Genomic DNA, 13,881 nt, shown 5'->3' on the forward strand with positions numbered 1-13,881 from the left:
CAAAGTCAGAAAATTCTTACCTTCTGCTTACGTCACCTGACAATTTTCGGACAATAAATCACCGTTCAAAATCTACTCTCAAAATCATTAGACGTGTAATCAACTCCACCTAGCCACTATGACAAAGGGGTTAAACATGGCAGTGATAAAGACGAGAGAGATAAAAGAGATGACGACTCAACAATTTAATGAGCTGATGGATAAACTGGATCTACTAAACTCAAATCAATTGAAAACCTTAAAGAGCCAGATTAATCACCAACTGGATAAGACTAGCTCACCAGTACTATCCAGCGAAGAAAAAGACATGTTGTCAAAGCTCTTTGTCTAATTGGCGATAGACGTCAACATTGCAAATTAGCCCCTACCCAACTATGCTTCATATAGCATATTAAGTGATGGAGGCGGTATGCCAGTATCAGGGATTAGTACCGGTAACCAGATGATTCAGCTCTCTCAAAAGATGGCTGAGCAAGCCGTGCAGGAAATACAACAACCTGAACTTGCATTAGATGAAACTCTCAGCTTCAACAAAGTTGAATCACTTAACACCCTAATTGACTCAACCCTTCCCCCTCCTTCAAACGATGCTATCGACCCTTTAGTATCACTTATCCAAGCCTCGACTTATAACCGCATCGGTGCGTCAGTTGTTGAAAAAAATAGTGAAGTAATCGGCAGTTTGCTCGATATTCATGTTTAAAGTTGATTTTGTCTCACTTTTAAGCCGCTTAATTTATAATTTAATAATTATTTACGAAGACATATCTCTTCAAAAACATGACAATGCATGTTAATAAAGTGTCATTAAAGACGTGATTTCTCTAGACAATCAATTAACGCTAACTATAAGTCTAAGAGAGTTCTTTAATGTGATTAGTAAGTTTTGCTTCAAAGGGGATTCTAAATGACCGCAAAGAACGATTTCATTCCTCAAGGTGTCGAGAAATACGTTGTCCTTAACAGTAAAGGACAGCTCATCACAGTTTCAGAAAAACAGTTCGCTACTGGGAAATACACACTAGTCGGTTATATTGATGACAAAGGTGAAATGGTCGAGGTATTGGAAACGCAAAGCACACAAACCATTGACTTTACCTCGGACGACGTTGACGAATCCAACAGTCTTGATAACAATCTTCTGCCGGACGATGTTGGCGATATCATTGCTGCCATCGAGCAAGGTAGCGATCCGACTCAATTTGAAGATATTGCCCCTGCTGCCGGTGAAGGTTTGAGCTCATCGATTGCTGGCGCGGCGACGGTAGAATTTAATAACCCTGAAGCAGACGTCTCAACATTCTTCGAAACCGGATCTCAAGGTACTCCAACACTGTCCCAGACCGAGCAGTTGGACACAGACCTTACCGCAAACGCCTCTCCACTATCTTTCGCTGACATTATCGAATTATCTGAAGATGACAATATCTCTACAAATGTACCGACAGCAGTTGATGACGACGGTAGCATCTCGTCTTACCAACTTGTCGATGATGTAAATAAAGGCATTCTGACATTCAACCCTGATGGTAGTTACTCTTTTGACACAAATGGAGAGTTTGATTCTCTCGCTGAGGGTGAGTCCGAGACTCAAATATTCAGCTATATATCGATTGATGACCAAGGTGCACCAAGCGACCCAGTGACTATTACGATAGTCGTAAACGGTGTCAACGATGCAGCAAATATTGGTGGCGTAGACTCAGGAGAAGTCGTTGAAGACGAATCTGCCCCTTTCTTAATTGAAACAGGCCAGCTAACCATCACTGATATAGATGGCAGTAATGAAGCCCAGTTCAACCCTAATTCAGTAACTCCAAGTCAAGGGACACTAGGAACATTAACCATCAGTGATAGTGGGCAATGGAACTACCAAGTTGATAACAATTTGGTGCAGTATCTAGATGAGGGCGAAACTAAACTTGAAACGTTTACGGTTCAATCTATTGATGGCACACAGCATACTGTCAACGTTACGATTATCGGCGTTAATGATAGTGCTGTAATCGGTGGTACTGGTGTTGATGGTGTTGATACTGGTAAGGTCGTAGAAGACGAAAGTACGCCGCTACTTTTAGAGTCAGGCACCCTGACAATTTCTGATGCTGACGGTTCTGACCAAGAATCATTCAGAGTCGATAGCGTTGTAGCTGAACCTGATGTGTTAGGCTCTCTAACCATTGACGCTAACGGCAATTGGAATTATCAGGTAGACAATAGTTTGGTTCAGTACCTAGATGAAGGTGAAACTAAACTTGAAACCTTTACTGTACAGTCTGAAGACGGAACTCAACATACGATAACCATAACCATTGTCGGCATTAATGATACTGCGATAATTGGTGGCATTGACACTGGCACAGTTACTGAAGATGAGAGTAACCCTTTACTCACCGAAACTGGTGCCCTTACGATTACTGATGCCGACGGGCAAGAACAAGAAGCCTTTGACCCTAGTAGTGTCGTGCCAGCGCAAGGTAACCTTGGTTCATTAACTATTGATGCGAATGGCAACTGGGATTACCAAGTTCCTAATGCCGACGTTCAGTTTTTAGGTGAAGGTGGGACTAAAGTTGAAAGCTTTACGGTTCAATCTGTCGACGGCTCTCAGCATTCCATTACCGTAACAATAATTGGCGTTAACGATTCTGCGATCATTTCTGGCGATGATATAGGCGCGGTTGTAGAAGATACTAGCACCCCTCTCCTTACCGATAACGGCTCTTTACGAGCGAGCGACGTTGATACCAACAACAGTGGCCTATTTAATATTAATAGTGTGTCAGCTGTCGGAGCCGTTCTTGGCAGTCTTTCTATCAATGAGTTAGGAGATTGGCAATATCAAGTCGACAACGCTTTGGTTCAATACCTAGGTGAAGGCGAAACCAAAATTGAGCAATTCACGGTTCAAACAGATGACGGAACAGAACAAGTCATCACGATCACGATCACAGGTGTTAATGACGGCGCAATCATCACCGGTGATGCTATTGGTGTAGTCACCGAAGATGAAAGTGATCCTTTATTGACCGACTTTGGCAAACTAACTGTGACTGATGTCGACCAAGGGCAAGCTGTATTTGATCCAAATGGCATCACGTCTGCGCCAGGTACTCTCGGCGCCTTAACAATTGACCCTGAAGGGAATTGGAATTACCAAGTAAACAACGCTGATGTGCAATTCCTAGGTGAAGGTGAAACCAAACTAGAGACCTTCACTGTTACATCTATTGATGGCACCGAACATACTGTAGAAATCACTATCACTGGCGTTAATGACAGCGCAGTTATCGGAGGGGATGATATTGGTCAAGTGATTGAAGACAGCGCCTCCCCTACTCTGCGTGATACTGGACTACTAACGATAAACGATGTAGATGGCTCTGATGAGGAGTCTTTCGACCCATCAAGCGTCGCTACCAATCCTTCCAACTTAGGCGCGCTCACTATTACAGCCGCAGGTCAGTGGGTTTATGAAGTTGACAACTCGCTAGTTCAATACCTTGGTAAAGACGAACAAAAAATCGAAACCTTTACCGTTAATTCATTGGATGGAACGCAGCATACTGTCACCGTGACTATTATTGGTGTCAACGATGACGCCATAATTGGTGGTGTAGACTTTGGTGAAGTCACTGAAGATGAGAGCACACCATTTTTGCAAGTCGGTGATACGCTTACTATCAGCGACCCTGATGGCACCGATGAAGCTAAGTTCGATCCATCAACGATAGTGCCTCCGGCCAATGCCTTAGGTACGTTGACCATTAGTGAGAATGGCAGTTGGAGTTATTCGGTAGCGAATGATGATGTTCAATATTTGAAGTCTGGTGAGAGTAAAACAGAGATATTTACTGTTTCAACAATTGATGGAACTGAGCATCAAATAACCATTACAATAAATGGCCAAGATGATCCTGCAATAATCACTGGTGATGTTGATGTTCAACTCCTAGAGACCGACGCAATTCTAACAGATAGTGGCAAACTAACTGTTCAGGATGTTGATGGGCCAAACGAATTTCAGGTTGTCACCAACCAAGCCGGGAGCTACGGGGTATTTAATATCGATAAGGATGGTAACTGGACATACGTTACCAACGATGGATTCAACAACCTAAATACCGACAGCGTACCACTCGTAGATCAGTTTGTGGTCAAAGCAGCTGATGGCACAGAGCAAACTATCACAATGACTATATCAGGTACAAACGACCTTCCGGAACTTGTAGCTGATGTTGGCAAAATTACTGAAGATGGTATCAGAGACCCGAATACGAATACCGAAACGGGTTACATTATCGACGCACTTGCGAACGATAGCGATGTTGACGACACGGTTCTAAATATTACAAACGCTCAGGTAGCTTCTGTTAATGGTGACCCAAATAACCTCTTAGGTAGTGTTAGCGTTGTTAACAACCAATTAGTGTTCTTCACTAATGATGAGTTTGAATACTTAAACGATAATGAGTCAGCCACTGTCGTTATAAACTATCAGGTCACTGACGATCACGGTGGCGTATCACAATCCATGGTCACCATTACCGTAGACGGGGTCAATGACCCTGCTATTATCGATGGAGATGACACTAAAGTACTTAGTGAAACCGATGCACCATTGCAAACGTCTGGCAAATTGAATGTATCAGATGTTGATAATACTGATGAGTTTGTTCCTCAAACGGGCTATGTAGGAAAGTACGGTACCTTTTCGATAGATGCTCAAGGTAATTGGACGTTTGTTGCAGACGAGGCTTATGATTACCTCAATGTAAACAGTACACCTTTGGTTAGTGATTTTATCGTTAAATCTGTTGACGGCACTGAGCACACAATTCAGGTTACTATCCAAGGAACCAACGACGCTCCAGTTGCTTTTCATAGTACAGAAAATATCGATGAAAATGACGTTCTAAGCAGTAGTGTCCCGGCAGCATCAGACGTTGACGGTACGATTACTGCGTACCAACTCGTTGACGATATCCCCTCCGGTCAAGGAACACTGAGTTTAAACCAAGATGGGACATTCATCTTTGATACAGGCACTGACTTTGACTATTTAGCTCAAGGCCAGCAAACCTCTGTTTCCTTTACATATATCGCTATCGATAACAACGGGACAGCGAGTGAAGTCAAGACAGTTACCATCAACATAACAGGTGAAAATGATAGCCCTAGCCAAATTACGGGCCCTCTGATTGGTAATGTAGACGAAGATGGAACACAACTCGCCAATGGGCAGCTTGCAGTGGTCGATGCCGATCAAGGAGCATCACATACATGGTCAGCGCTTGGGCAAACAGACTCAACCTATGGTGACTTTGGCATTACTGCAGACGGTTTCTGGACCTACAACCTTGATAATGACAAAGCCCAAGAACTGGCAAAAGGACAAATCATCACTGAGCGCTTTGTTGTTCAAGCAGAAGATGGTCTCGGTGGGACTATTAGTCAGACCGTAACGATTACTATCACTGGTGAGAACGACGAACCAACTATCACAAACATTACGACGAACAATAACGTTGAAGAAGACAACGCCCTAGCGAACATGGTTACGGGTGACTTAGGTGTTACCGATGTGGATTTACAGGATGGGCACACTTGGTCAATTGATGGCCAAGAAGCGACATCCGGAACAGCGGCTTCAATAAATGCAACTTTTGGCACTATTACTCTAGACTCCAATGGCGTTTGGAAATACACGCTAGATGATACAAAAGTCGACTTTTTAGCAAGTTACGAAACTCGTGAAGAAACATTCACCATCAAAGTAGACGATGGCAATGGCGGTACTGATGAGTTTGACTTGGTTGTCACTATCAAGGGTAGCAATGATGTGCCAGATATCTCAGGTACTCTAACCCAAACTGTCGCAGAAGACGCTAATCAGTTAACCGTTTCGGGAAACCTATCTGATTCCGATCCAGACCTGAGCAATACCCATAGCTGGTCATTAGTCGATCCTAACAGTGCCTCGGGTGAATACGGTCTGTTTAGCATTGATCCAACAACGGGAACTTGGAGCTACACGCTAGATAATGACAGAGCCCAAGAGCTTGCCGCAGGTGCTGTTGTTGAAGAACGATTCACTATCCAAGTAAACGATAATGATGGAGGCATAGACACTGAAGTTATCGTTGTCAGGGTAACTGGTACCAACGACGACCCGGTAATAAACACTACGTTAAGTACTGCGACAGATGATCTCGTAGAAGACGTGACTGTAACTGGTGGTGGTACGCTTATCGCAGACGATATTGATACCGAACTCACACCTGACACCCTCACCTGGTCTATTAAAAACTCAGACCAAGGGCTATTCGGTACAGTTAGCATCGATAATAATGGTAATTGGGTTTACAACCTTGATCCTGCGTTATCTAACCGTATGGAAGAAGGCAAAAATTACCAAGACACATTTACAGCTGTTGTTTCTGACGGCAACGGTGGTACAGACGAAATTCCTATCGTCGTTAACATTGTAGGTAGCAATGATGCGCCTGAGATCACCGGCAGAACAAGTAGAACACTGACTGAAGATGTAGAAGCATTTCGCCGTGGTCGCCTTTACGATAATGACCCTGATGACAACAAAGACATCACTTGGACAATAGATAGTGCTGAAGGCAAATACGGTACGCTAACAATCGCAGATAATGGTCGATGGACTTATACTCCTTCAACGACACAGTCGCAGGATGACGCTCTACAAGCATTGTCTGAAGGGGAAGTTGGTACCCTTGAAACGTTTACCGTCCATGCAACAGACCAATACGGAGCAACAGATGATGTCACAGTAACCATTACTGTGATTGGTACCAATGATCAACCTTCAATAGTTGTTAACGAACAGCTCAATGGCTCTGTCACAGAAGACACCCCAGACCCGAGCCAGCCGATCACAACAACGGGTGACCTTTCAGTAAATGATGTGGATACGCTTGACACCCACACTTGGTCTTTAAACTCAGATCAAGGTAAGTACGGAACCATATCCATAGATAATGATGGCAAGTGGATATACGAACTTAATAATTCAAACTCGAGCGTTCAAGGACTGTTACCTAACGAGTCTTTAACCGACACGTTTACCGTCACGGTTACAGACAACAATGGTTTAAGCTCTACCACGGAAACGATCACCGTAACGATACACGGTGACAATGACACTCCATCTTTGTCTGGTGATACTGGTAGCGTAGTTGAAAATACAAACAATAGAGATTCTGCTCAAGGTCAATTAGTCGTCTCTGACATTGATGTAAACGACTCTCATACTTGGGATGTTCTCGATACAGATCCAGCGGGTGATCCAGCCGGAAAGTATGGGTCGCTAATTGTTGATCAAAACGGTAAATGGACTTACCAATTACACAACGATAAGTTTGAAACACAACAAATTCCACCCGGTGAAACGAGACAAGATATCTTCCAAGTTGAAGTAGAAGACTTAAATGGAGCAACTGCTATTATCGACGTGGTGATCAATGTTGCCGGTGTTAATAACCCACCAGATATCATCATTACCGATACTTACTCAATTAAAGAAGATGCCATACCCGATACCATTACAGGTACCATCAATTCTGGAGATCCTGATGATGGAGAGTCACTCACATGGAGTATCGTCGGTTCGACTGGCCAGTATGGCACACTTACATTCGTTGACCCAACCACGGGTGAGTTCTCTTATAAGCTAGATAACTCAAACCCTGCTGTAAATGCGCTAACTGATGAGGACATTGCAGGCCTACAAGATGTCATAACCATTCGAGTTGTCGATCAATACGGTCAATCATCAACCAAAGATCTGACCATCAACATCGACGGAACAAATGACGCCCCAAATCTGTCTGGAAACCTGTCTCCGCACACGACAGAAGACACTGTTACTACCACAGGCAATTTATCCTCAGGTGACCCTGACGCTGGCGATACCCACACATATTTTGTTGATAACGGGGTTGGTAGCTATGGCAGCTTCAGCATTGATTCCGATACCGGGAAATGGACTTACACATTAGACACAGCCCAAGTTCAGCAACTAAACCCAAATCAAAGTTATCAAGAAACCTTTAATGTCACAGTGATTGACAGCAAAGGAGAAACATCGACTAAGCCCATCACGATTACTATTGACGGTGTTAACGACTCTCCAACCATCACTGGCGATTTAAGCGCAACATTTTTAGAAGATTCAACCGATCTAGTTACCGGCAAACTGAACCTGATTGATATCGACGATGGCGATTCACCAACCTTCAATGTCATCAGTGAAAGCACCCCCTCTCAAGGAAACTACGGCAGCTTCTCTATTGATGCTCAAGGTAATTGGAAGTTTATTCCGAACGATTCTGCAATCAACAGCCTTGAACAAGGTGCGATCGTCACTGAAACCTTTAACGTAATTGGTAAAGATAGTTTTGGGGCTGTCATCACTGATCAAGTTGTGATCACCATTAATGGTGAAAATGATCCACCAATCATTAGTGGTGATAACACAGGTTATATCGTTGAAGATGATGCAGGCCGCAATGACGGTTCTTTGTCGATAACCGAAGGCCAGTTGACCGCTATAGATGTTGATGATAACTCATCGATTTCTGGCTGGAGTATAGATAGCAGCCAAAGTACAGGCCTTGGCACATATGGTCAGTTTACTATCACTGACGATGGGAAATGGACCTATCAAGTAGTAGGAAACGCCATTCAAGACCTAGATCCAGGCCAAGTAGTTACAGAGGAATTTTGGGTTATTGGTACCGACGACAAAGGCGAAAACTCACAACCTTACAAAGTAACCGTATTTGTCCATGGTTGGGATGACGATGCTGCGGGCGGTGGTGGTGGTAACCCACCCGACCGAATTGTAGACATCACCGAAGGCGATGAAACTGCTGGCCCAACAGAGTCGGTAGAGATCCCTGTTGGTGGTGGTTTAAATAATTCAGCGACAGCAACACCTCATTCAGGCGGTGCATATGGTGAATTAGTCTACGATGACAGCGCCAAGAAATGGTTCTATGTTATCGACAATAACAATCCATTAGTAGATGGCTTACAAGAAGGTGAAACAGTCACTGAGGTTTGGCACATTTCAAACAATGGCGTCACCTTCACAGTTGAAGTCACCATCAAAGGTGTCAATGATGCTCCGCAAATTTCTTACCAACCAATCTCGATATCTGAACCCGATGTCATTGGCGAGGTTACCGAAGATGTCACTCTATCTAGCTCAGGAGTGCTAGAAGATAACGACCCTGACTTCAACGACTCACAAGATTGGGTAATTGTCGATACAAGTAATGGCAACAGCGAAGTAACCCAACTGCAAGGTGACTACGGCACACTAACCCTAAACCCTGATACAGGAGAGTGGGAATACAATATCGACAACAACGCCGTTCAACCATTGAATGCTGGTGACGTTGAATACGATACCTTCACCGTAAAAGTGACCGACGAAAAAGGTGACTCTGATACGCAAGAAATCAAGATTAAAGTAAATGGTTCTGCGGATGATATCACCGTGGATCCAGATGTTATTTTAGAGCTCGATGCAACAGAAGACCAAAACAACACCTTTATCCAGAGTGGCAACCTTACGCCTCCAAGTGAACTTGGTAGCAATCCTACTTGGCAGCTTGTAGATGGCTCAGGCTCCTATGGAAGCATAACTATCAATCCTGATGGTAGTTATGAGTACACATTAGATAACAACAGTTCAGCCGTTCAGTCACTATGGGAAGGTGAAACAGTGACGGATACATTTACCGTATTCGTCACTGATCAATATGGTAAAACGGTTGTCGATGAGAATGGCAACCCGATTCCACTAAAAATCGAAGTCGAGGTGACTGGCACAAACGACGCCCCTGTGATTAGTGGAGCTACAACGGGCTCAGTCAGTGCCCAAAACACCAGTAACATCACTGGTCAACTTGCAAGTGGTGACGTTGATACTGGCGATACAGCAACGTGGAATCCATTAACCACGATCAATGGTCAGTACGGTACATTTACACTTAATTCAAACGGCAAGTGGACCTACGATCTCAACGAAAACCATCCTGATGTCATTGCATTGAACCCGAACGAAACGCTGACAGAGTTCTTTCCCGTATCTGTGACCGATGGTGCCAATGCTACGGACTCAACAAACGTCGTGATCACGATTAAAGGTACCAACCAAGAACCACAGATCACAGGAGATGTCACGGGAGAAGTTCAGGAAGACATTAAAGTGACTACTGGAGAACTGCAATTAACTTCGATTGATGTTGATAATGCTGATTCGGTAACTTTTGCACCAAAAGACCTTTCTGGTACATACGGCCAGTTTGTTCTCGGATCCGACGGAAAGTGGAGTTACACGCTATACAATGACCCACATATTCAAGCACTGCCTGAAGGCGCTATTGTAACTGAAAGCTTCTTCGTAACTGCGACCGATAGTTTTGGAGCAGAAGTCACTCAAGAAGTTGTTGTTACTATATTAGGTGACAACGATATCCCGACAATCCAAGGTACAACGACGGGAACAGTAACCGAGGATAGCCCTACGCTTGCAACCGGCAATCTCGGGGCGAATGATGTCGACTTTGGTGATGTACTTAGTTATCAAGTCGTCAATTCAGGCACCTTTGGTTCAAACGTGACCATAGATGGAAACACTTGGAAGTACGAGCTCAATAGTGCTCATCCAGATATCAATGCGCTCCCGAAAGGTGGTTCAACAACCGACACTATCTCCATCGTTGCCACTGATGGAAAAGGAAACTCTGTTCCGCTTGATATTACTATCACCATTAATGGTACGAATGATGCTCCTGAAATAGCGACGATTGCAACGCAAACCGTAGCCGAAGACGATACAAGTCCACTTACAGGAACGTTCGACAGTGGGGACCCAGATATTGGAGATGCCATCACTTGGAGTGTCATCAATTCTGATCCTAGAGGCACGCTAACGATTGACTCATCTAGTGGAGATTGGGAGTTTACTTATGATAATAACCTTCCTGAAGTACAAGCGCTTGCGGTAGGTGAATCATTAACCTTGCAATATGAAATCAAAGCTAAAGATGAGCATGGCTTAGAGGACACGCAACCCGTTACATTTAAGATAACTGGTACCAATGACTTACCTGAAGTTACCCAAGATTCTGTAACAACCGGAGAAGTATTTGAAGATCCTAGCCAAGGTTCGGGAACTGCAACAGGTACTATCGATATCGATGATGTCGATGCATCAGACAATCACTTATTCACTTTTGACAACAATGCGGGCTCTCAGACCAAGCAAGGTCAATATGGTGAACTTACGATTGATAAGAACACTGGTGTTTGGACCTATGTCATGACGCCAGCGCTAGTGGAGTCGTTGACTGATACAGACCAAAACATCTTTGACACCTTTACGGTTACTATTGATGATGAAAATGGTGGAGTGATAACTCAGGACGTCGTTATTCAAGTATTTGGCGATAATGATGTGCCATTCGTGGTTGACAACCAAACAGATACTTCAGGAGAAGTTACTGAAGATGGTACGGCTTCGGAACAATCTGCGACTGGCACAATCACTGCTGATGATGCAGAAAACCAGGATTTAACGTTTAGCCTAACTTCAAATCAATCCCAGTATGGTACTTTCTCTGTCAACAATGATGGAGAATGGGACTACGTACTTGACCCAGTTAAATCTCAAACATTACCTGCAGGCATAACGACTGAACTGTTTGTTGTCGCGATTGAAGATACCGAAGGTAAATCAGTAAATCAGACCATTACTATCACCTTAAACGGAAACGACGATTCTCCAATCATCGAAAATACAAGCGAAATATCAGGTAGTGTTACGGAAGATGGCACAGCATTAGAGCAACAAACATCAGGAAAAGTTGAAGCGTCGGATCCTGAAGGCGGCTCTGTGACGTTTGAGCTCAACTCCCCTGCTTCGCCTTATGGTACCTTTATTCTACAGCCGAACGGAGAATGGACATACACATTAGACCCTGTGCTATCTCAGGCCTTGCCTGGCGGCATAACTGAAGAAGTCTTCACTGTCGTGGTTAAAGATAGTTCGGCAAATGAAACCAACCAACTCATTACCATCACGCTAAATGGTAATAATGATCCTGCGACCGTTGATGGCGTTGCCGCAGGACAGGTCAAAGCGGGCTTTATCGACCAAGCTTCGGGATTGCTAACTGTTGATGACGTGGATACTAACACCAGTAACTTAACATGGTCCGTTGATGATACCAGCGGTAGCTATGGCACACTCTCGTTTGATGATTCAACCTTGACGTGGACGTATACACTCACTCCAGGAGCAGCTGATACACTATCTGCGGGGCAGACATTTGATGAACTGTTCACAATAAACGTTAGTGATGGAACAACCATCACGGCTAAACAGGTCACAGTGACTGTTCTTGGTACTACACATATAGGTTCATTGGGCTCCGATATTCTCGTCGCATCTAGTTATGACGAGATCTTATGGGGAGGCCCTACTGATGGTTCTGATATTGGCACCTCAGATACCTTCCTATGGAGCGATAATGTACTGGGAACCAGCGCAACACCTGGAGATGACATCATCAAAGATTTCGATGTCAACGCTGATGTTATCGACTTGGAGCAAGTTTTCAATCTGACCGGCGCATGGGATTCGAGCACTCTAAGCAACGAATTAACCATTACTGAGGTGGACGGGAACGCAGTACTGCAAATCACACAAACTGATAGTCAGTTACTTCAATCCATTACGCTTGATGGTGTGAGCTTATCAAACTTATACGGCCAAAATGTTGATAACCTCTCTAATCAAGAGCGCGTTAGTTCTCTCGTTGAGACAGGTCAACTCGTTGTTTCTAAGACCTTTGGACATGAGGGCAATGACACCCTTAGTGGAACCTCAGGAAATGATATATTGACTTCGGGAGGAGGCATCGACAGCTTTGTGTTCTTACAAGAGAACTCTGGTAGCACTAATACCATCACCGATTATGACCCAAGTGGTGATGAAATTGATCTCACCGATCTACTCCCAGCGAACACCAGTGTGAGTGATTTACTCGACGCAAACTTAATTCAAGTCACCGTCAATGACGATCCTGCACTGCCAGATAGTTCAGCAAGTTCATCTACAACGATTACCGTAGAGGATACTACTGGTGCGGTAACGAATATTACTTTAGAAGGGATTGGTTGGGATACGCTCAATGTGAATAATGTAAGTGACGTAAGCTCGATCACTACCGAGTCGCTGCTTAGCACCTTACATGTTTTAACAGAGCATAATTAGTTTTTGGGTACGCCGCCCTTTAGGGGCGGTTTACTCTTATCATTATGCCTAAAAAGGTAAGTTAGGCTAACGCCAACCCACCGCTCCCTACTAGCAAAGGCATAAAAGCGAAAAACACATCGAAATACTCACTTCTCTTCGATAACCTAATCAATATTGGTGCTGAGAAGAACATAACAATCAAATACTGAAGAACGTAATCCTGAGGGATCAATAACAGCATACTTACATGCGAAAACAAATGTGCTAGCACACACCAATAGTGGGGTTTAGTACGCAGTACCAAAGCAAACGTAAATATAAAACTAATAACAATCGGCATACTACATCTATATGATAATAATTCTCACTTGCATTATAGTGTAGATAATCACTCAGGTTCAACTCATAAGGACAATTAGTTCACAATTCCTTACGGATACAAACTCAGGACGACCCCCTCCTCAATAGCATGCGCTAAACAAAGGTTCATGTTCAAAGTGTTTCTATCAACTAAGCAGATAAATACCCTCTTACTATTAATCAACATAATAAGTAAAACTATCAATGATTTTTCTCTT

The 13,881-nt window shown here is 43.7% G+C and carries 3 protein-coding genes; all 3 read left to right on the top strand.

Features of this window, described 5'->3' with window-relative positions; translation table 11 throughout:
- Nucleotides 1–136: 136 nt before the first annotated feature.
- The 3 genes from KIV41_RS05375 to KIV41_RS05385 all read left to right on the top strand — a co-directional run bounded on the left by KIV41_RS05375 (nucleotide 137) and on the right by KIV41_RS05385 (nucleotide 13,321).
- Nucleotides 137–331, top strand: a complete 195-nt coding sequence (locus tag KIV41_RS05375) for a hypothetical protein (RefSeq protein ID WP_010452353.1) — start codon at nucleotides 137–139, stop codon at nucleotides 329–331.
- Between the two features lie 78 nt (nucleotides 332–409).
- Complete coding sequence (locus KIV41_RS05380) at nucleotides 410–703, top strand: hypothetical protein (RefSeq protein ID WP_285335842.1); 294 nt, start codon at nucleotides 410–412, stop codon at nucleotides 701–703.
- A gap of 204 nt (nucleotides 704–907) precedes the next feature.
- Nucleotides 908–13,321: a VCBS domain-containing protein gene (locus KIV41_RS05385; protein WP_285335843.1), complete on the top strand. Its 12,414-nt coding sequence runs from the start codon at nucleotides 908–910 to the stop codon at nucleotides 13,319–13,321.
- The last annotated feature ends 560 nt before the right edge of the window (nucleotides 13,322–13,881 follow it).

The sequence above is a fragment of the Vibrio sp. D401a genome (genome assembly GCF_030248515.1).
GTDB classification, from domain to species: domain Bacteria; phylum Pseudomonadota; class Gammaproteobacteria; order Enterobacterales; family Vibrionaceae; genus Vibrio; species Vibrio rotiferianus.